Origin of the sequence: Pararhizobium sp. A13, from assembly GCF_040126305.1 — a bacterium.
GTDB lineage: Bacteria > Pseudomonadota > Alphaproteobacteria > Rhizobiales > Rhizobiaceae > Pararhizobium.
Genome location: NZ_CP149510.1, coordinates 4367516 through 4388398 on the forward strand (window position 1 = coordinate 4367516; position 20883 = coordinate 4388398).

The following is a 20883-nucleotide window of genomic DNA, read 5'->3' on the forward strand; positions in this document are numbered from 1 at the left end:
CCAAGATAGCCCCGGCGTTCGAAGGGTCAGGGTCTGACCGCTGGGGAAAGAGACCGTCGATTAAGCGCAGAAGACGTGCGCACTCGCCGGGTCGAAGCCAAGCGACACGATGTCGCCCCGTGCAAGGCCACTGGTCGCCTCATGTCCGAAGGGCAATCGCACCGACAGCGCCTCGCCGGACGGGACCATCGCGGCAACGTGGATGTTGCTGCCGAGAAAGGTGATGTCCGTGACCGTGGCGGACAGACTGTTGCCGCCAGCTGAGCCGCGCTTGAGGGAGAGGCGTTCGGGGCGCAGCATCAGGGCGGCATTGCTGCCGGCGGCGCCACTGCCATGCATCGGCACGCCACTGATCGTCATGCCCGTCCCCACCGCAAGATCGGCGCGCCCGCCCCCGGCTGAAAGGACACGGCAGGTGACGAAATCGCTGTCGCCGATGAACTCCGCGACGAAACGGGTGGCAGGATTGGCATAGAGCTCCGGCCCGGTGCCGATCTGGTCGATCACGCCCTTGGAGAACACTGCGATCCGGTCCGACAGCCGCAGCGCTTCCTCCTGATCGTGCGTGACATAGAGGATGGTCACCTCGGTTTCCTGATGGATACGGCGGATCTCGTGCTGGATTTCCTCACGCAGCTTCTTGTCGAGCGCCGACAACGGCTCATCCATCAGAAGCACCGGCGGATCATAAGCGAGCGCCCGCGCCAGCGCCACACGCTGCTGCTGGCCGCCCGACATCTGCGCCGGCTTCCTGTCCTCGAAACCCTCGAGCCGGACGAGCTTCAGCATCTTCGCCACCTTTGCATCGATCTCGGCCTTGGGAAGGCGCCGGACCTTTAGTGGAAACGCGATGTTTTCGCCGACGGACAGATGCGGGAACAGCGTGTAGCGCTGGAACACCATACCGATATTGCGCTTGTGCGAGGGCGTCGCGATCAGGCTTTGACCATTGAGCAGAATGTCCCCCGCCGTTGGATTCTCGAAGCCCGCGAGGATGTAGAGCGTCGTGCTCTTGCCCGATCCGGAGGGTCCGAGAAAGGTCATGAACTCGCCGCGCTCGACCGTGAGGTTGACATCCCGGACGGCGGTTACGATGCCATAGTCCTTTCTGAGGGCGCGGATATGCAGGAAGGGTGCGGTCATGATTTCAGTCCTTTGCGCAACAGCGCGACCAGAAGCATCAGGGCAATGGTAACGACGATGAGAAGGGTGGAAGCGGCGGCGATCACCGGCGTCAGGTCCTGACGCAGCGTTGCCCAGATCTTGACGGGCAGCGTCTGCAGGGTCGGGCTTGCCATGAAGATCGCCAGCACCACTTCGTCCCAGGAAGTAAGGAACGAGAAGACAGCCGCCGAAAACAGGCCGTGGCTGATCGACGGCAGGGTGATGCGCAGCTTCGCTTCCAGCGGGCTTGCGCCGCAGAGCACCGCCGCGTCCTCGATCGACTTGTCGAAACCTTCCAGCGCATTGGTGATGGAGAGGATCGAGAACGGCAAAGCGACGACCAGATGGGCGATGACGAAGCCGGTGACGGTCCCGTTGAGGCCAATCCGCAGGAAGAAAGCGTAGAGCGCGACGGCAAGCACCACGACCGGCAGGATCATCGGCGTCAGGAACAAGGCCCGCAGGCCCTCCTTGCCAATAAAGCTTCCCCGCACCAAACCGAACGACGCGACGAGGCCGATCAGGACGGACAGGACCGTCACCATGGCCGCGATCGTAAAGCTCGTCCACGCCGCTTCAAGCCAGCGCGGGTCGGCGAAAAAGGCCTCGTACCATTTCAGCGTCCAGGCCGGCGGCGGAAAGATCAGCCATTGCGACGAGCCGAAGGAGAGCGCGGCGATGAAGACGATCGGCAGGATGAGAAAGGCCGCGGTCAGGCCGGTGATACCAAGCAGGATCCATTTCCATCCACGGAGGCGGTCGAAATTCAACAGCATCTCAGCGTCCTTCCATGCGGGCGGTGCCGAACAGCCTGAGTTGGACGGCATAAAGCGTCAGGGTGACGACGAGGAGCACCAGTGCCGCCGCTCCGCCCATGCCCCAGTTGACGAGGGACTGCACGAATTGTGCGATCAGTTCGGCCAGCATCATGTTGGCCGTGCCGCCAAGCAGCGCTGGCGTAACGAAATAGCCGAGCGACATGACGAAGACCATCAGCGCGCCGGAAACCATGCCGGGCATTGCCAGCGGAATGAGGATGCCCGTCAGCGCCTGCCATCTTGTCGCCCCGCAAAGGGCAGCCGCCTGCAGGATGGCCGGATCGATCTTGCGGATCACGCCGTAGAGCGGCAGGATGATGAAGGGCAGCATGATGTAGGTCATGCCTATGGTGACGCCGACAAGGTTGTTGACCAGCGGCAGCGGCTCGCTGGTCAGTCCGAGCCCGATCAGCGTCTTGTTGATGACGCCGGTGCGCTGCAAGAGCACCATCCAGGCATAGGTGCGCGTGAGAAGATTGGTCCACATCGACAAAAGCAGCACGGCAAAGACGATCGAGGCCCAGCGCGACGGCATGATGGCGAGTGCCCAGGCGACAGGAAAGCCGATCGCGAGCGTCACGACGGTGACCAGCGCGGACACGCTGAAGGTGTTCAGGAATATCTTCAGATAAGTGGTCGATCCAAGCAAGGCCCTGTAGTTGTCGAGGCCCGGCTCCGGCTCCATCACGCTGCGCAGCAGCAGCGACACCACCGGCAGAATGAAGAACACCACGAGAAGCAGCAGCGCCGGAACGGTCAGGGCGAAATTCCTCGACCGGACGGTGCGGATTTTGCCGACCGCTGTTATGTCGTCTCGCTCAGTCAGCAAGGCCATGCCGAAACCCCCTTAGAGCAGTTCCAGGAAAAGCGCGAAGCGACTTTCTGTCCGGAACTACGTAAAAACAGACGGGCGCGACCGTTCGCGCCCGCCGATAACCTTACTTGGCCTGCCAAGCGTACCAGCGTTCGCCGATCGCATCTCGGTTTGCCGCCCAGTAATCCATGTCGGCGTTGACCTGGCTCGCCGACTGCATGTCCGGCAGGCTCATGCGAAGCTTTTCATCCATGATGGCGCTCGAATCGAGGTTGATCGGCGCGTAGCCGGTGCTGACCGCCATGTTCGCCTGAGCATCGGCGCTGGTTGCAGCCGCAATGAACTTCATCGCCGCTTCCTTGTTCTTCGTGCCCTTCGGCACGACGAGAGCATCCGCCGCCGTGATGTTCTGGTCCCAGGACGTTTCGACGGTGACGCCGGTTTCGGCAAGTGCCGTCAAGCGCCCGTTCCAGAACGAGCCGAAAGGCGCTTCGGCGGAAGCAAGAAGCTGCTGCGATTGGGCGCCGCCGGTCCACCAGATGATGTCGGCCTTGATGGTATCGAGCTTCTTGAAGGCGCGGTCGAGATCGAGCGGATAGAGCTTTTCTGGCGCAACGCCGTCTGCCAGCAAGGCGGCTTCGATCACGCCGGGCGCAGACCATTTGTAGAACGTGCGCTTTCCGGGAAACTTCGTGGTGTCGAACAGGTCTGCCCAGGTCTTCGGGCAGGCCGACACCGCATCCTTGTTGCAGCCGATGACGAAGGAATAATAGAAGCTGCCGACGGAGTAGTCGGTCAAAAAGCGCGGATCGAGCTTCGACTTGTCGATGACCGAGAAATCCAGCTTTTCGAGCATTCCGGCCTTACCAGCCTGGACGGCATAGTCGCCCTCGACGTCGACCACGTCCCAGGCGACGCTTCCGGCCTCGACCATGGCCTTGAGCTTGCCATAGTCGGTCGGCCCGTCCTGCACCACGTTGATGCCGCTTTCCGATGTGAACGGATCGGCCCAAGCCGTCTTCTGTGCGTCCTGGGTGGTCCCACCCCAGCTGGTGAAAACCAGATCGGCGGCAGTTGCCGCGGTGGAAAGGCCAAGTGTAGCGGCCATGGTTGCGATGATGAATGTCTTTGTCATGTTCCCTTGCTCCGTTGGTTTTGGACTGTTTTTCTTGGTCTTCGGAACAGCCTTCGGCTGTCCGTCCCGGGCTTTCCCTGGAAGGCGATGAAATCCCGAAATGTCATATTCAATGAGCCAGCGGCTCTTTCCGGCTCACACCGGCCGCGATCCTCCCATGGGCGAAAAGGCTGCCGGCTTCATGATCTTGTTGTCGGCGATCTCGATCAGATCGCGAATTTTCGGCAGGAAGGCCTGCCAGTCCGGATCGGCCATCAACCGGCTGCGGCGCGCCTCTCGGTCGTCGAGGCTGGCAAAGCCCCAGATATGGACGATCTCGTTGATCGGGCCGATCTCCGAAAAGAAGTAGCCGGCCAGTTCGCCCAGATGTTTCTTCTGGACGGCGATGCCCTCCTCTTCCACGACCTTGAGGTAGGCGGGGACCGCGCCATTCTTCAGCCGGTAGGTGCGGATCTCGTAAAACATCGCCGTCACCGCATCACGAACGGATCGGGGATCGGATCATCCGATGTCCGCAGCCACACGGTCTTGGTGCGGGTGTAGCTCAGCGCCGCGGCAAGACCGCCTTCGCGCCCGTCGCCGGAAAGGCCCGAGCCGCCGAAGGGCGCGATCGGCGAGACCGCCCGGTAGGTGTTGACCCAGACGATGCCAGCGCGGATCGCTTTCATCAGCCGGTGCGCCCGCGTCAGGTTCTGCGTGAAGATGCCCGAGGCAAGTCCGTAAGGCGTGCTGTTGGCGAGCTCGACCGCTTCGGCCTCGGTCTCGAAGGACACCACCGAAAGGACCGGTCCGAAGAATTCCTCGTCCAGCGACGGCGAATTCCTACCGTCGCAGTCGAGAATGGTGGGGCGATAGAAATAGCCCTCCCCGACCGGCGCCGAACCGCCGGTCACCAGCCTGGCTCCCGCATCGAGCGAGGCGGCAACCAGCGTTTCGATATGCCGGCGCTGCCGTTCCGTTGCCAACGGCCCGACCTCGGTATCCATGGAGAGCGGCGAGCCGATGCGGATCGCTTCTGCTTTGGCCGAGAGGATTTCGAGGAAGCGGTCCTTGACGCTGCGCTCGACGATCAACCGGGACGCGGCAACGCAACTCTGACCGGTCGCGGCAAAAATGCCGGCGACCTGCGCATTCGCCGCACTTTCGAGATCGGCGTCGGCGAAAACGAGAAGCGGCGACTTGCCGCCGAGTTCAAGCGAGGTGGACGCGAGGTTTTCCGCTGAACTGCGGACGATGTGGCGGGCGGTCTCGGCCCCGCCGGTAAAGGCGATATGGGCGACCTTCGGATGCGCCGTCAGCGCAGCACCACAGGTGGCACCGAAGCCGGTGATGATATTGACGACGCCGGGCGGAAAGCCCGCCTCGTCGACGAGCCGGGCAAATTCGAGCAAGGGCGCCGGACCATCTTCGGACGCCTTGACGACGATGGTACAGCCAGCCGCAAGAGCCGGACCGATCTTGACGGCGGCAAGAAACAGCTGGCTGTTCCAGGGCACGATCGCCGCAACGACGCCGACCGGCTCGCGGCGCAGCCACACGTCCATGTCCGGCTTGTCGATCGGCAGGAAGGCGCCTTCGATCTTGTCGGCAAGCCCCGCATAATACCGATAGTAGTCGGCGACATAGGCGATCTGCGAGGACGTCTCGCGGATGATCTTGCCGGTATCGCGGGTTTCGAGGTCGGCAAGTCGCGGTACGCTCGCCGCGATGAGGTCGGCGAGCCGGTAGAGCAGCTTGCCGCGCTGCGTCGCCGTCATCCGCGCCCAGCGGCCACCGCCGTGCAGCGCCTGATGAGCAGCCTCGACGGCGCGATCGACATCGGCCTCACGGCTTTCGGGCATCTCCGCCCACGCAGCGCCCGTCGCCGGGTCAACGCTTGAAAAGCGCGCCTCGCCATTGCTGAAACGGCCGTCGATGTAACATTGGAACTGCTGCATCGCCCTACTCCCCGAATGCCGGCATGACCTCGGCGATGAAGCGCTCGAGCGAGGCCTTCTTGCGCTCGAAGCTCATGCCGGTGTCGATCCAGAAGGAATATTCGTCGTAGCCCATCGCCTCGTAGGCTTTCAGCCGGCCGATCACCTCACCTGCTCCGCCGATCACGTTGTTGGTCCGCATGACATCCGCCGAAAGCATCGCGTTGGCGGCGATATCCTCGGGCGCAATCCGCTCGATCAGGCCTTGATGGATCGGCTTCTCGTTCTTGAACCAGGCAAAGAAGTAGTTGTAATAGACGCTTATCTCGTGGGCGGCCTGCGCGATGTCGGCTTCGTCGGTACCCACATAAGTGTGGCGCAGAAGCATGATCTTCGGCCGCTCGACGGCGGTGTTCTTGGCGCAGGCCTCGTTGAAGCGGCCCATCAAGGTCAAGACTTCGTCGTCCCCCTGCCAGAGTGGAGTCACCTGGACATTGCAGCCATTGGCGACCGCGAATTCATGGGAGTTCGGATCGCGCGCCGCCACCCAGATCGGCGGGTGCTGCTGGATGGGCTTCGGCGCCGACGTCGTGGAAGGGAATTTGTAGAACTCACCGTCATGCGCGTAGTCGCCTTCCCACAGTTTCTGGACGGCGGGAATGAGTTCGCGCAGGCGCTGGCCGGCACCCCAGGCATCGAGCCCGGGCAACAGGCGCTCGTACTCGAAGGAATAGGCGCCGCGTGCTATGCCGATATCCAGCCGCCCGTCGCAGATGAGGTCGGTCATCGCCGCTTCGCCGGCAAGCTTGATCGGATGCCAGAACGGTGCAATGACCGTGCCGGTGCCGAGCCGTACCTTGCTGGTTCGGCGTGCCAGATCGGCGATGGTGACGAACGGGTTGGGGGCGATGGTGAAGTCCATGCCGTGATGTTCGCCGGTCCAGATGGCGTGCATGCCGCCCTTGTCGGCGATCTCGCAGAGCGCCACGAACTCCTCGTACAGGCTCTTGTGATCCTGGCCCGCGTCAAGCCGCTCCATATGGACGAAGAGGGAAAATTTCATCTCAATCAGGCCTTCCTTGAAACCGGGTGGACTTTGCCGGCTGTTTCATTGCCGAAATAAACGCCGAAATTGCCGATGGAGTTTTCCAGGTCGAACCGCCGGACAATATCGGCCGTCGCGGTGCTGTCGAATGTCTGCTTCAAGGCCTCGGCGAGCGGCAGGAACCGTCCGGTCGCCGGCTCCCCGGCTGCCGCGGTCGCCCGATAGACAATGTGCTGCCGGTTGTCGGCGCGGCTTTCATAGACGGAATAGAGGAAGCCGATGGAAACGCTCAGTCCCGTGAGCGTCTCAAGATAGTCCCGCAGCATCTGCGTCGGCTCGCCGCCTTCCATGGCACAAGTCGGAAGGCTGAGAACGTCGCTTCCAAGCAGAAGGAGCGAGCCGTCGCGCTCGATCACCGCGCTCAACTGGGCCTCGCCTTCCGCTGCCGCCGAAACGGCCTTGCCCGCCAGCGCCGGAGTGAAATAGCTACCTCGGGCGTACCCGAGACCGTTCAGGCCACTATTGGCGAAGGCTTTCACCCGGCCGGTCATGATGACATGGTCGCCCGCATCCAGCACTTCTTCGGTTGCGCAATCGAACCAGGCCGCAACATCGGCAAAGATCGGCGAACCTTCGGGCCCTTTCTTCCACTCGACAGCGGCGAAACGGTCCTCGACCGGACGGGCGAAGGTGTTGGAAACATCCTTCTGCGTTTCGGAAAGGATATTCACCGCAAAGCCAGCCGAACCGGTCATGGCCGCAAAATTCCGGGATGTCTTCGCCAGGCAGATCAACAGCAGCGGCGGATCGAGCGACACGGACGTGAAGGAATTGGCGGTGAAACCGATCGGCTGGCCCGATGGGTCATGGGCTGTCACCACCGTCACACCGGTCGGAAAGGCGCCGAACGCGTCGCGCAGGGCGCGTGCATCCAAACTCGCTTGGCTCATTTCATCTCCTCCGGTTTCGCCAGCCATTCCAAGAGGATAGAATTGACCTCATCGGGGGCCGTCAGGTTGACCATATGCCGGTGGTCGTCGATCAGCACCGCATAACCGGCAGGGGCCGCCTCCGCCATCGCGCGCGCCATGGCCGGGGTCGAATTGGGGTCGTCGGCTCCGGTGAGAAACAGCGCCGGACATCCGACATTCGGCCAGCAATCGGCATAGGTGCTGTCGCCGCCGGCAAAGGCGGCATAGGCCGTGGCATAGCCGGCGCGATCGACGGAAGACAGCCAGCGGTGGGTCAGGCGGTAGACCTCGCTGTCTTGACTGTCCGCCCCGAACCAGCGCAACAGCGGGCCGTCGACATCGACCTGCCCGGCGCGGATTTCCCGCGCCCTGCCAACGACTGCCGCGCTTGCACCCGCATCGCGGCGATAGACGCCGTTCAACAGCGCCACCCTGGAAACCTTCGATCCGAACGTGGCGGCCGCGCCGCCGGCTATCAGGGCACCCATGGAGTGTCCGGCCACATTGACGCGCTCAAGCCCCAGATCATCGAGGAAAAGACCCAGCCATGCAACAAAGGCTTCAAGCCCCGCGTCACCTGGCAAGGGCCGGCTCTCGCCATGCCCCGGCATATCAACGGCGATCACACGATGGCTCCTGCCGAGCGCCGCCATTTGCGGCGCCCAGGCCTCCAGCCGCATGCCGACCCCGTGGATCAGCACCAGCGGTTCGCCGACGCCCTGCTCAGCAAAGGCCATGCCGCTTTTCGTATGGAACCGCCGAACCATTTCCATGTCAGCCTCAGACCGCTGCAGGGTTGTTCACGTCGTTGCCAAGGTCTTTGAGGTCCTGGTAGCGATCGCCGATGCGATGATGCGGGCGGCCGCCGACCGACGCGCCAAGCGCGACGACAATCTCATTGGCCGCTGGCGCGTCGGCGATCGACGTCTGGATGGTGAGGTAGTGCGAGCGGCGCCCCTCGTCGTTCTTGTCCATCAGCGGGATCATCACCGGCGCATTGGCCGGACCGCGTGTGTTGCAGAAGGCGAGATAGGATTTGGCCCCGACCGCCGTGCGGTAGTGATTGCCGAAACGCAGCGTATGGATCAGCGCGGAGGCATGCTCGATCTCGCCGTCAAGCCCGACGACCGCCGCCTTGCCATAGGCCTCGACCTGTTCGCCGGACCCGACGGCGTCGATGATCATGCGGGTCAGCAATTCGCCGAGCACCGGCGCCGCGGCGTGAATTTCCGGCTTCAGGTCCTCGACGAACCCCCGTCCAGCCCAGGGATTTTTCACCACGGCCATCGCCGCGTAAAGCTTCAGTGGCGTCTGAGCGGCCTTGCCGCCCTCGACCAGCGTGGTTTCCACCTGAAGAAATGTCTTGCGGATTTCGATAGCCAAGGCCGTTTTCCTTCTATTCCGATATTCCGTATGATGGTATACCATAATATCACGTGTCAAGCCTTGTTTGGAATCATTTCTGCGTCTATGAGAGAGCCATGAACCAGAAGCTTTTTGCGCCGACCGCCGAAACCGCCCGGAACCTGGAATCGCTGCGGATCGACACCCCGCCGGTAACCCTGAGGGAAATGGCGCTCGAACGGCTGCGCAACGCGATCATTGCCGGCCTTTTCAGCCCCGGACAAAGGCTCGTCGAGCGCACCCTCTGCGATCAGCTCGGCGTCTCGCGCTCCGTCATTCGCGAAGTGCTGCGCCATCTGGAAACGGAAGGCCTGGTAGAGACGGCGCCCAAGCAGGGACCGATCGTCGCCCTCATCGACTGGCATCAGGCGCGGCAGATCTATGATGTCCGGGTCGCGCTCGAAACGACCGCCGTTGCCGATTGCGCCCGCAACGCCGATTCAGCGACGAAGGAAAAGCTGAAGGCGGTGCTGGAGGACCTCGACCGCAATTCGCGCAAGAACGATGCCCTGACGATTCTTGCCGCGACGACGGAATTCTACGAAACGATCTTCCTGTCAGGCGGTCACGAGATCGCTTGGGATATCGTCAAGCGGTTGAACAGCCGCATTTCCCGCCTCAGGGTGATGACCCTGTCGACGACCAATCGCACCGTATCCGGCCCGGCGAGAATGCGCGAGATTTTCAACGCCATCGAACGCAACGATCCGGACGCAGCAACCGCCGCCTGCCGCGCCCACATCATGGAGGCGGCACACATCGCCGAGAGCCTGCTGGTGCCGGCGGGTCAAGCGAAGCCCTGACAACGCCGCGACCGCCGCGCAGGATTTGCAGACTTGCGGCGCCGGCTTTCGCACCAATTGACTTATCCCGACTGAAGAATAGTTTTTTGCTGATCGTACTGCTCTTAGCCCGCAATACCGGCGAGCGGCGCGATCCGGAACAGGCTGCAACGGCAAAATGACGCGCAGGCCGGTGTTTCGGGCAACCTGGAGGAGGATTCCAATGCGAAACCAAATTCTGATGATCGGACTATCCGCCGCCGTACTCTGTCCGCTCGGCGCCCTCGCCCAGGAAGGCGATGCCGAGGCGGGCGCCGCCGTCTTCAAGAAATGCGCAACTTGTCACATCGTCGACAGCGACAAGAACAAGGTCGGTCCTTCGCTCAAGGGTCTGTTCGGCAGAAAGGCCGGAACGCACCCGGACTTCAACTATTCGTCGGGAATGAAGGCAGCCGGCGAAGGCGGGCTCGTCTGGGACGAGACAACGCTGCGCGATTATCTGCACAATCCAAAGGCGAAAGTGAAGGGTACGAAAATGGCCTTCATCGGGGTGAAGAAGGACGACGAAATCACCAACCTGATCGCCTATCTCAAACAATTCCCCTGATGAGAAACATCTGTGCGCACTCAACAGGCTTGTGCAAGCTGCTAATTGCCTGAATTTGTTGTTCGTGCGATACTGATCCGGCAATTTTCTACAGGTTACGCATTCATGTCCACAGCCGTCCGAGGCAGGGAGGGGACAGGAAATGGCTGTAGTGCTTATTCTCGTTATCGTAGCAGTTGGATCAGTCGTGTTCCATCTGCTCAGCCCATGGTGGTGGACGCCAATTGCGTCTAACTGGAACTACATCGACAATACCATCATCATCACGTTCTGGATTACTGGCTTCGTCTTCGTCGCGGTGGTGCTGTTCGTCGCCTATTGCGTCTTTCGCTTCCGCCATCGGCCAGGAAACCGCGCCGCCTATGAGCCGGAAAACAAAAAACTGGAAGTCTGGCTAGCCTCGGTGACAAGCATCGGCGTCGCCGCCATGTTGGCCCCTGGGCTTTTCGTATGGCACCAGTTCGTCACGGTGCCCCCTGGAACGACCGAGGTCGAGGTCGTCGGCCAGCAGTGGCTCTGGAGCTTCCGGCTGCCCGGCGCCAATGGCCGGCTCGGCACCTCCGAGACCCGCGCCATCGGCGACGGCAATGCGCTCGGCGTGAACCCCAATGACCCGAACGGTCTCGACGATCTCATCATCGAAGGCGGCGAATTGCACCTGCTGGTCGGCAAGCCCGTCAAGATGCTGTTGCGCTCGGTCGATGTGCTGCACGATTTCTACGTCCCCGAATTCAGGGCGAAGATGGACATGATACCGGGCATGGAGACCTATTTCTGGTTCACGCCGACACGAACCGGGACGTTCGAAGTCCTCTGCGCCGAGCTCTGCGGCACCGGTCATCCGCAAATGCGCGGCACCGTCGTGGTCGACAATGAGACCGACTACCAGGCGTGGCTGGAGCAACAGCAGACCTTCACCCAGCTCCTCGCGGCACGGCAAGAACAGACGAAGATCGCATCCAGCACGTCCTCCTCCAAGTAGGAGGCGTCCAAAAAGACGAACCGGGAGGGAAATGATGGTCGATATCAGGTCCAGCGCAAGCGAAGCCATCCCACTGGCGGAAGTGGAGGATGTCGAGCTCTATCATCCGAAGAGCTGGTGGACGAAATATGTCTTCAGCCAGGATGCCAAGATCATCGCCATCCAATATTCGACGACGGCGATCGCCATCGGCATGGTGGCGCTGGTGCTCTCCTGGCTGATGCGCCTGCAACTCGGCTTTCCCGGTACGTTCGATTTCATCGACGCCGACCACTATTACCAGTTCATCACCATGCACGGCATGATCATGGTGATCTACCTTCTGACCGCGCTGTTTCTCGGCGGCTTCGGCAACTATCTCATCCCCTTGATGGTCGGCGCCCGCGACATGGTCTTTCCCTATGCCAACATGCTGAGCTACTGGCTCTATCTGCTCGCAGTCCTTGTTCTGGTTGCCGGTTTCTTCGCACCCGGCGGGCCGACGGGCGCCGGCTGGACGCTCTATCCGCCGCAGGCCATCCTGTCGGGCACGCCGGGTGGACAGGACTGGGGCATCGTCCTGATGCTGTCGTCGCTCATTCTGTTCATCATCGGCTTTACCATGGGCGGGCTGAATTATGTCGTCACCGTGCTGCAGGCACGCGCCCGCGGCATGACCTTGATGCGCCTGCCCTTGACGATCTGGGGCATCTTCACAGCGACGATCATGGCGCTGCTCGCCTTCCCGGCACTCTTCGTCGCCGCCGTGATGATGCTGTTCGACCGGCTTCTCGGAACCAGTTTCTTCATGCCGGCCATCGTCGAGATGGGCGCGCAACTGAAACAGGGGGGCGGCAGCCCGATCCTGTTCCAGCACCTGTTCTGGTTCTTCGGTCATCCCGAAGTCTATATCGTCGCCCTTCCGGCCTTCGGCATCGTCTCCGATCTGATCAGCACCCATGCGAGAAAGAACATTTTCGGCTATCGCATGATGGTGTGGGCGATCGTCATCATCGGCGCGCTGAGCTTCGTCGTCTGGGCGCATCACATGTATGTCAGCGGCATGAACCCGAAATTCGGCTTCTTCTTCGCCACCACGACGCTCATCATTGCGGTTCCGACCGCGATCAAGGTCTATAACTGGGTGCTGACCCTCTGGCGCGGCGATATCCACCTGTCGCTGCCGATGCTGTTTGCGCTTGCCTTCATCGTCACCTTCGTCAATGGCGGGCTGACGGGGCTTTTTCTCGGCAATGTCGTCGTCGACGTGCCCCTGTCCGACACGATGTTCGTCGTGGCGCATTTTCACATGGTGATGGGCGTCGCGCCGATCATGGTTATTTTCGGAGCGATCTATCACTGGTATCCGAAGGTTACCGGACGGATGCTGAACGAGGCGATGGGCCAGATCCACTTCTGGGTCACCTTCCTCGGCGCCTACCTGATCTTCTTCCCGATGCACTATCTCGGCCTCTTGGGCATCCCGCGCCGCTACCATGAACTGGGCGAAACGGCCTTCATTCCCGAGTCGGCCCACACGCTGAATGCGTTTATCTCCGTCATGGCGCTCACCGTCGGCGCCGCCCAGCTCCTCTTCCTGTTCAACCTCGTCTGGAGCCTGAACAAGGGCAGAGAGGCCGGCGGCAACCCCTGGCGGGCGACGACGCTCGAATGGCAGACGCCGCAGACCCCGCCCGCCCACGGCAACTGGGGCAAGGAATTGCCGGTGATCTACCGCTGGGCCTATGACTACAGCGTGCCGGGAGCAGCCGAAGACTTCATTCCGCAGAACCATCCCGGGCTCGGTACGCCGACGCGGGAGACCGCATCATGAGCGTCATGCTGCTGTTCCTCGCTGGCATCGCCGCCATCATCATCTGGTGGATGACCCAGCAGCGGCTGACATCCAGGCCGTGGCTGGAAGTGGGGCACGTTGGACAGCCAGGAGGCGGTGAACGGTCGCCGATCCCACCTGCAAAAATCGGCCTCTACGTGTTTCTGGCGGTCGTCGGTGCTCTCTTCAGCCTCTTCATCAGCGCCTATCTGATGCGTGTCGGAACGCCCGACTGGTGGTCGACGCCCATTCCCCGCCTGCTCTGGCTGAACACTGCCACCCTGATTGTCAGCAGTGCGGCGATGCACTGGGCGAAAACCGAAGCGCAGCGCGGCCGCGGCGACACCATGCGGACCGCCCTCCTTGCTGCGCTTGCAACCGCGATCCTCTTTCTGACCGGGCAGATCTTCGCCTGGCGGGAACTGACCGAGGCGGGCTATGTGCTCGCGGACAATCCCGCCAACAGCTTCTTCTATGTGATCACCGGAATGCACGGCCTGCACATTCTGGGCGGTCTCGTGGCACTTGGCCGGACGATGATGAAGACGGGCGGTGGCCCGGTGACAGCCAAAGCGCGACTGAGCGTGGACCTCTGTGCCCTCTACTGGCACTTCATGCTCGCCGTCTGGCTGATCCTGTTTGCACTCTTCGCTGGCTGGGCAAATGATTTCGCCGATCTTTGCCGGCAATTGCTCACATAGGGAGTGGTGACGATGGCGCAATCCGTACAAACGCATACCGGCGAAGCGCTTGAGCGCCCCTTGGGCCTGCGCGGTGTCGCAGCCGATCTGTCTTCCGATCAGCGAGCGTTCAAGAACGTCTCCTGGGGCAAGGCCATGATGTGGATCTTCCTCCTGAGCGACACCTTCATCTTCGGCTGCTTCCTGCTCGCCTACATGACGGCGCGCATGTCGACGACGGTCCCTTGGCCGAACCCCAGCGAGGTCTTTGCGCTGACGCTCGGCGGACAGGAAATCCCGCTGATCCTGATTGCCATCATGACCTTCATCCTGATCTCAAGCAGCGGCACGATGGCGATGGCCGTCAATTTCGGATACCGCCGGGATCGCCGCACGACGGCGATCCTCATGCTGCTGACTGCGGTTCTTGGCGCGTCCTTTGTCGGCATGCAGGCATTCGAATGGTCGAAGCTGATTTCGGAAGGCGTTCGGCCCTGGGAGAACCCCTGGGGTGCTGCCCAATTCGGCTCGTCCTTCTTCATGATCACGGGGTTTCACGGCACCCATGTTTCGATCGGCGTGCTCTTTCTTCTGATTATCGCCCGCAAGGTCTGGCGGGGCGATTTCGACACGGAAAGGCGGGGCTTCTTCACCAGCCGCAAGGGCAATTACGAGATCGTCGAGATCATGGGCCTCTACTGGCACTTCGTCGATCTGGTCTGGGTTTTCATCTTCGCGTTCTTCTATCTGTGGTGAGGTGATCTGATGGCGCAAGTTGCAGCGCATGCCCAAGTGCAGGTGAAGGAGCAGCATCAGCAGCATCCGATCCGGCTCTATCTCGTCGTCTGGGGATTTCTATTCATTCTCAGCGCCTGCTCCTATCTCGTCGACTATGTCGGCCTGCAGGGCTATCTGCGGTGGTCCCTTATTCTGCTTTTCATGATCCTGAAAGCGGGGCTGATCGTCGCGGTGTTCATGCATATGGCCTGGGAGCGGCTGGCACTCGTCTATGCCATCCTGCTGCCGCCGCTACTCGTGCTCGTCTTCGTCGCCATGATGGTCTCTGAATCGAACTACACGATCTTCACGCGAATGGCCTTCTACGGCGCCGCCCAGTAGGAGCGGAACGGACCACTCGCCCCCTATGCCGGCAGCTTCCGGACCGGCCCGGTCGATGAGCGCTCGACGAGATGGCAGGCGAGTTCCACCCGGCGCGGCGGCATCGGAAGGCCGGAGAGGTTGTCGCGCAACAGATCGAGCGCCACCGAGCCGATCTCGCGCATGGGGATGTGCATGGTGGTCAATGGTGGGTTGAGGAAGGCCGCCTGCGGGAGATCGTCCATGCCCATCACCGAAACATCGCCGGGCACGGAAAATCCCGACTGCTGAACGCCCATCATCGCGCCGACGGCAAGGCTGTCGCCGGCAGCAAGAACGGCAGTGAAATCAAGGCCGCGGGCTGCTATCCGCGCCGCAACAGCCTGGGCGGCAAGCTCCGGAAGCCAGTCTTCGACGGGCACCATCAAATTCTCTTCGAAAGGTAGCCCGCGATGGAGCAGCGCATCCTTCCAGCCTTCGTAACGGCGCTCGATGGTGCGCCTGCCGGGCCGCATCAGGAACAGGATACGCTCGTGGCCGAGATCGATCAGATGATCGGCGGCCAGCCGCGCGCTCGATCGATTGCAGGGTGTGACGCTGGAAAGCCGCATGAACGGATCGTCGCTGTTGAGCAGGACGACGGGCTTGTCAAAACCACGCGTGGCGGCAAGCATGCCCTCGTCATCAACGGTGAGAAAAAGCAGGCCGGCAACCTGAGGATCGTCGAGCGCCTCCTTCAGAACGGCAAGTTCCTCTTGCCTGTCGGCGATCGGGCGCGTGACGATTTCAAGTCCGAGCGCCTGCGCCCGTTCCTTCAACCCTTCAAGGACATAGAGCGTGAACTGGTTGCGCACATAGTCGATCATGGCAGCGCTCGAGGCTGCGAGAATGACCTTCTGCCCTGCGACAGCAGTGGGGATTACATAGTTGGCGATCTTCGCGGCTTCGAGAACCTGCTGGCGGATTTCCGGGCGAACGCCCTTTTCGCCCGCAAGCGCGCGCGAAGCGGTGCTCAGCGAAACCCCGCAGGCCTCGGCGATGTCCTCCAGACGGACGCGCTTGCTCTTTTTTCCGCGTTTGCCCGGTAACGGCTTCACAATCATCTCGCACCTCTTTATCGCAATCATGAGAAAAATTTTCAGATTGCGCAAGAGAAAATCTCATGGCTTTAATTTGACCATGGAAACCGCCGAAGAGCGGACGAGTTGGGAGGAAAGCCATGGCCCTGAATGGCCGCGATATTCGCGATGGTCTCGATCGCCTTGTCGCCGGAACGACCGGTCTGAAGCACGACGGTCGCTTCCACGAACCGAATCTCGACGGAACCGCCGGTGACTACATCAGCTTCGACAGTTGGGAATGGCCGCAGGGTGTCGGTCTCTATGGTCTGATCAAGCTCTGGCTTTTCACCGGCCGCGACGACCTGCGCCAGCTCATCGAAGGGTGGTACCAGGCGCGCATCGAGGCGGGCCTGCCGCAGCTCAACGTCAACACCACCGCGCCGATGCTCGGCCTGTCGGTGCTCTGGGCGAAGACCCGCGATCCCCGCTGGCAGCCGATCCTCGACGACTGGGCAAACCGCGTGATGTCGGACATGGGCCGCACGCCGGAAGGCGGCTTCGAGCATCACGTCTCCGACAAGGTCAACGACAACGAGCTCTGGGACGACACCCTCTATATGGTCGCGCTGTTCCTTGCGTCCTACGGTCAGGCGAGCGGCCGGCGCGAACTGATCGACGAGGCGTCGCGGCAATTCCTCGTGCATGCCCGCTACCTCGCCGACACGCATACCGGCCTGTGGTTTCATGGCTGGACCTTCGACGGCCGGCACAATTTCGCCAGGGCACGCTGGGCGCGCGGCAATGCCTGGATCACCGCCGGTCTGCTTGATCTCTTCGATCTCGCTGACATCGCCAAGCCGGTGAAGGACTTCTTGCAAGGCGTTCTCGTGGCGCAGGTCGATGCGCTGCTTGCGCTTCAGGCTCCCTCCGGCGCGTGGCGCACATTGCTCGACGATCCCACCTCCTATGAAGAGATTTCGGCCACCGCCGGCATCGGCTACGGCCTTCTCAAGGGTTATCGCCTCGGGCTCGGCACACCTGCCTGGCGTGCGGCCGGGCTAAAGGCCCTCAAGGTGGTGATGGACAACATCGACGCGACCGGCACCGTGCTCAACGTCTCCTACGGCACCCGCATGGGCCATGATCTCCAGTTCTACAAGGACATTCCCATTCAACCGACGGGCTACGGCCAGGCCCTGGCAATCCTGTGCCTTTCCGAGGGTCTGGAGCACGTCGGGATAGAAGGACAAACAGCATGACGATGAAGATTTTGTATGGAGCGGCACCGGAAGATATCAAAGGCTACGACACGGAAAAGCTCCGCAGCGCCTTCCTGATGACCGACCTGTTCGTGCCGGACGCCGCCAATTTCACCTATACGCATGTCGACCGCCTGCTTCTCGGCGGCGCGATGCCGGTTTCCAAAAGCGTAACCTTCGGTTCCGGTGCCGAGATCGGCACGTCGTATCTCCTGTCTGCGCGCGAAATGGGCATTGCCAATCTCGGCGGCACGGGAACTGTGACCGTCGATGGTCGGTCTTTCACACTGGAGAATCGCGACGTGCTCTATCTCGGCCGCGGCGCGCGCGAGATTACGATGGCTAGTCGCTCGGGAAAGACCCCTGCCCGGTTCTACATGAACTCCGTGCCGGCCGGCGCCGACGTTTCCCACCGGCTGATCAAAAAGGCGGAATCAAAGGCCATCGATCTGGGCGACGGCCGCCGGTCGAACAAGCGACGGCTCGCCATGTACATTCATCCGGAGGTGACGCCGTCCTGCCTTCTCCTGATGGGCATCACCGACCTTGCCGAAGGCAGCGTCTGGAACACCATGCCGCCGCATCTGCACGAGCGGCGGATGGAGGCCTATTGCTATTTCGACATGGCGGCGGAAGACCGCATCGTTCACCTGATGGGCCGCCCGGAAGAGACACGCCATCTTATCGTCGCCGATGGCGACGCTGTCTTGTCACCCGCCTGGTCTATCCATATGGGCGCCGGCACTGGCCCCTATGCCTTCGTCTGGGGCATGACCGGAGAAAACCAGGAATATAACGACGTGGCCCCGGTGGCCCTGGCAGAGCTGAAATGAACGATATGAGATCCCTTATGAACCGCGCCCTGAGGCCGGGCGAAGCCATCCGCTACTGGCAGCTCGGAGCGATCGCCGAGGAGCGTTTTGACGTTCCGGACGCCCCGATGAAGGGCGAGATGGACCCGTTCTTCTTCCTGACCAAGCACAAGAACTTCATCCCGCACGAATATCCCTGCCGCACGATCTTCGCCGAGCGCCATCGCCGCAAGCGGCCGGACGTGCGCGGCGCCTTCGACGCCGCCCGCTGGTGGCTGCCCTTCGGCTCGCCGCGGCTCGATCTTTCCGGCTTCTGGTTCCGCCCGACGCGGCTGGCCACCTGGGCGCGTACTTTCATAGCCGCCGAAAAGACCGGGACGGCAAAAGTCCGCCTCGGCACCTGCGGAGGTGCGGTCCTCTGGCTGAACGGCACTGAGATCGGCTGGATGGCGCCCTATAGCCGCAATCTGGAGGCAAAGGCCGAATTCGACCTGCAGTTGCAAGCCGGGCTGAACGAGATCACCATCTTCTTCGATGATCTTGCCGAGCGCGATGCACGCTACTTCTTCCAGCTCGATTACCTGGAAGGCCCGGTGGCAAGCGTCGCCGTGCCGGTGCCGATCGACGGCAAGGTTGCCGGGACGATCGAGACTGCGCTCGAAGGCATGCATTTCGACAGGACGGCCTATTTCGACGGCGACATCACACTGCTTCTCGCAGAACCCTTGCCGGTCGATGTCGATGTCAATGTGGCGGTCGAGGGCGACTTCATGTCGACCGAGCGCTTCGACTATGACTTCGTCCTCAAGGCGGGCGACGCGCGTCTGGTGATCGGCCCGTCCGAAAATGCGCCCGCCGATTTCCGCCATTTCCGCATCACGCTGAAGGCAGGCGGCTTCGTCGCCTCGCGGTCGCTGGGCATAGAGATCTGCCATGCCGACCGCCAGGGAACCGCGCCCGTGGCGCTCGTCGACCGGATCGCGGAGACGCTCGACGAAATCTCCGAATTCTCCGAACGCGATACGGTGCGCGCCTTCGCGCGGCTGGCAAGCGGCCGCGGCGGCCGCGACACGGATGCGATGATCGAGGAAATCCTGCCCTCGATCGAAGATTGCCACGATTGTGCCGATTTCTCGCTTGTCCCGCTCATCTGGTCGCGCACCGTCTGGGGCAAGGATATCGGCGAGCCGACGCGCAACCGCATCGACCAGGCGATCCTTGGTTTCCGCTACTGGATGGATGAGCCCGGCAACGACGTACAGTGGTATTTCTCGGAAAACCACGCTCTGCTGTTCCATACCTCGGCCTATCTCGCCGGACATCTTCTGGCGGACAAGACCTTTGTTCGCTCCGGCCGCACGGGCGCCGCGCAGAGCGCCGTTGGTGCTGCCCGAGTACGGGCATGGCTCGATCATTTCGAGGCCTGGGAAATGGCGGAATTCAATTCGGCACCCTATTTCCCGATCGACCTCAAGGGCCTGACTGCGCTCGCCGCCCTGTCTCCCGATGCCGATATCGCCGACCGGGCAAAGAAGGGCATCGTCCGGCTCTGCGAAGTGATCGCACGCTCGGCACACCACGGCATGGTAACGGCAGCGCAAGGCCGTTCCTATGAACACACGCTCTGCGCCGGCCGCTCGCTGGAGCTTTCAGGCGTCGCTCGCCTTCTTTGGGGCGCGGGCTGGTACGGCCGCCGCGTCCACGCCCTGCCGCAGCTTGCAGTCTGCTTGCGCGATCACGGGCTGTCCGTACCGGAAAGCCTTGTCGCTGTCGCCTGCCATCAGGCGGACGAGCATCAGGAATGGCGGTTTGCTCAGGGCGAGAACAGGTTCGCAGCGCTCTATCACTACAAGAGCCGCGACTTCGCCATGGGTTCCGCTGCCCATTACCGCTGGAATGAATGGGGCTACCAGGAGACGGTGCTGCATCTGCGGCTCGGCGAGCGCCCGGAAGCCGCCGTCTGGATCAACCATCCCGGCGAGACGATTCAGTTCGGGTACGGTCGGCCCTCCTTCTGGGGCGGCTGCGGCACCCTCCCTCGCGCCCACCAGTATCGCGGGCTGGCCGTGCTCGATTTTTCCACCTTTGACGAACAGCCGGATTTCACCCATGCCTGGTTCCCGGTTGCCGAATTCGACGAAAGCAGCGTCGTAGACAACCTCGCACTGGCGCGCAGCGCGCGTGGCGCGATGATGCTGCGCGGCAGCACCGACTTCGTTCTGGTCAAGGATGGCCCGTCCGCCAATGCCGAGTTGCGCCAATACGGCCGCAAGACACGCTGGATCGTGCGGGTCTGCGAGGCCCTGGACGTTGCGGTGGTGGAGGCCCGGTTCGGCGCGCTTGCGGTCGAGGAAAAGGAAGACGGCTCGCTCGTCATCGAGGATCCGGACTATGGCACGGTGACGTTTCGCCCGGATGGATCGGCTGACGCCGAGGGCCGCACCGTTTCACCGAAGGACTTCACGGTTGCCGGTGAGGTCACCATGCTGGCCGCCAACTAACAGCGAAGCGCCGGTGGGAGA

At 62.1% G+C, this 20883-nt stretch carries 21 protein-coding genes; 10 read left to right on the plus strand and 11 right to left on the minus strand.

Going from position 1 to position 20883, the window contains the following annotated elements; genetic code table 11:
• Nucleotides 1-60: 60 nt before the first annotated feature.
• The 10 genes from WI754_RS21285 to WI754_RS21330 all read right to left on the minus strand — a co-directional run bounded on the left by WI754_RS21285 (nucleotide 61) and on the right by WI754_RS21330 (nucleotide 9246).
• The gene (locus WI754_RS21285) at nucleotides 61-1143 is read right to left on the minus strand and encodes an ABC transporter ATP-binding protein (RefSeq protein WP_349435464.1); all 1083 of its coding nucleotides are present in this window, start codon (nucleotides 1141-1143) and stop codon (nucleotides 61-63) included.
• On the minus strand, nucleotides 1140-1940 hold the full coding sequence (locus WI754_RS21290) for an ABC transporter permease (protein WP_349435465.1): 801 nt from the start codon (nucleotides 1938-1940) through the stop codon (nucleotides 1140-1142). Before WI754_RS21290 ends, WI754_RS21285 begins: the two co-directional genes overlap by 4 nt.
• Nucleotide 1941: 1 nt before the next feature.
• A complete protein-coding gene (locus tag WI754_RS21295) occupies nucleotides 1942-2817 on the minus strand; it encodes an ABC transporter permease (protein ID WP_349435466.1) in 876 nt (291 codons plus the stop codon).
• Nucleotides 2818-2920: 103 nt separating this feature from the next.
• Entirely contained in the window at nucleotides 2921-3931 is a 1011-nt protein-coding gene (locus WI754_RS21300) for an ABC transporter substrate-binding protein (protein WP_349435467.1), read from the minus strand.
• A gap of 135 nt (nucleotides 3932-4066) precedes the next feature.
• Nucleotides 4067-4396, minus strand: a complete 330-nt coding sequence (locus WI754_RS21305; protein ID WP_349435468.1) for an NIPSNAP family protein — start codon at nucleotides 4394-4396, stop codon at nucleotides 4067-4069.
• A 5-nt stretch (nucleotides 4397-4401) separates the two neighbouring features.
• Entirely contained in the window at nucleotides 4402-5868 is a 1467-nt protein-coding gene (locus WI754_RS21310; RefSeq protein ID WP_349435469.1) for an aldehyde dehydrogenase, read from the minus strand.
• Between the two features lie 4 nt (nucleotides 5869-5872).
• Nucleotides 5873-6910 (minus strand): LLM class flavin-dependent oxidoreductase, encoded by a 1038-nt coding sequence (locus WI754_RS21315; protein WP_349435471.1) that lies wholly within the window; start codon nucleotides 6908-6910, stop codon nucleotides 5873-5875.
• A 5-nt stretch (nucleotides 6911-6915) separates the two neighbouring features.
• The gene (locus WI754_RS21320; protein ID WP_349435472.1) at nucleotides 6916-7842 is read right to left on the minus strand and encodes a flavin reductase family protein; all 927 of its coding nucleotides are present in this window, start codon (nucleotides 7840-7842) and stop codon (nucleotides 6916-6918) included.
• Nucleotides 7839-8636, minus strand: a complete 798-nt coding sequence (locus WI754_RS21325; protein ID WP_349435473.1) for an alpha/beta fold hydrolase — start codon at nucleotides 8634-8636, stop codon at nucleotides 7839-7841. Before WI754_RS21325 ends, WI754_RS21320 begins: the two co-directional genes overlap by 4 nt.
• A gap of 7 nt (nucleotides 8637-8643) precedes the next feature.
• Nucleotides 8644-9246 (minus strand): amino acid synthesis family protein, encoded by a 603-nt coding sequence (locus WI754_RS21330; protein ID WP_349435474.1) that lies wholly within the window; start codon nucleotides 9244-9246, stop codon nucleotides 8644-8646.
• 98 nt (nucleotides 9247-9344) lie between these two features.
• Here WI754_RS21330 and WI754_RS21335 point away from each other — a divergent pair, with 98 nt between their 5' ends.
• From WI754_RS21335 to WI754_RS21365, 7 genes are all read left to right on the plus strand, one after another.
• On the plus strand, nucleotides 9345-10070 hold the full coding sequence (locus WI754_RS21335; RefSeq protein WP_349435475.1) for a GntR family transcriptional regulator: 726 nt from the start codon (nucleotides 9345-9347) through the stop codon (nucleotides 10068-10070).
• A gap of 202 nt (nucleotides 10071-10272) precedes the next feature.
• The gene (locus WI754_RS21340; RefSeq protein ID WP_349435477.1) at nucleotides 10273-10656 is read left to right on the plus strand and encodes a cytochrome c family protein; all 384 of its coding nucleotides are present in this window, start codon (nucleotides 10273-10275) and stop codon (nucleotides 10654-10656) included.
• A gap of 142 nt (nucleotides 10657-10798) precedes the next feature.
• A complete protein-coding gene (locus WI754_RS21345) occupies nucleotides 10799-11638 on the plus strand; it encodes a cytochrome c oxidase subunit II (protein ID WP_349435479.1) in 840 nt (279 codons plus the stop codon).
• 34 nt (nucleotides 11639-11672) lie between these two features.
• A complete protein-coding gene (gene ctaD, locus WI754_RS21350) occupies nucleotides 11673-13451 on the plus strand; it encodes a cytochrome c oxidase subunit I (RefSeq protein WP_349435480.1) in 1779 nt (592 codons plus the stop codon).
• Nucleotides 13448-14152 (plus strand): cytochrome c oxidase subunit 3, encoded by a 705-nt coding sequence (locus WI754_RS21355; RefSeq protein WP_349435481.1) that lies wholly within the window; start codon nucleotides 13448-13450, stop codon nucleotides 14150-14152. Before ctaD ends, WI754_RS21355 begins: the two co-directional genes overlap by 4 nt.
• Before the next feature lie 12 nt (nucleotides 14153-14164).
• A complete protein-coding gene (locus tag WI754_RS21360) occupies nucleotides 14165-14887 on the plus strand; it encodes a heme-copper oxidase subunit III family protein (protein WP_349435482.1) in 723 nt (240 codons plus the stop codon).
• A gap of 9 nt (nucleotides 14888-14896) precedes the next feature.
• A complete protein-coding gene (locus WI754_RS21365; protein ID WP_349435484.1) occupies nucleotides 14897-15250 on the plus strand; it encodes a cytochrome C oxidase subunit IV family protein in 354 nt (117 codons plus the stop codon).
• A gap of 23 nt (nucleotides 15251-15273) precedes the next feature.
• Here WI754_RS21365 and WI754_RS21370 read toward each other — a convergent pair whose 3' ends face one another.
• Entirely contained in the window at nucleotides 15274-16332 is a 1059-nt protein-coding gene (locus WI754_RS21370; protein ID WP_349435486.1) for a LacI family DNA-binding transcriptional regulator, read from the minus strand.
• 116 nt (nucleotides 16333-16448) lie between these two features.
• Here WI754_RS21370 and WI754_RS21375 point away from each other — a divergent pair, with 116 nt between their 5' ends.
• From WI754_RS21375 to WI754_RS21385, 3 genes are read left to right on the plus strand one after another with little or no spacing between them, the layout of a single operon-like run.
• Nucleotides 16449-17549 (plus strand): glycoside hydrolase family 88 protein, encoded by a 1101-nt coding sequence (locus tag WI754_RS21375; RefSeq protein ID WP_349435487.1) that lies wholly within the window; start codon nucleotides 16449-16451, stop codon nucleotides 17547-17549.
• Complete coding sequence (gene kduI, locus WI754_RS21380; protein WP_349435489.1) at nucleotides 17546-18382, plus strand: 5-dehydro-4-deoxy-D-glucuronate isomerase; 837 nt, start codon at nucleotides 17546-17548, stop codon at nucleotides 18380-18382. Before WI754_RS21375 ends, kduI begins: the two co-directional genes overlap by 4 nt.
• A gap of 17 nt (nucleotides 18383-18399) precedes the next feature.
• Nucleotides 18400-20862 (plus strand): hypothetical protein, encoded by a 2463-nt coding sequence (locus WI754_RS21385; RefSeq protein WP_349435491.1) that lies wholly within the window; start codon nucleotides 18400-18402, stop codon nucleotides 20860-20862.
• Nucleotides 20863-20883 lie beyond the last annotated feature (21 nt).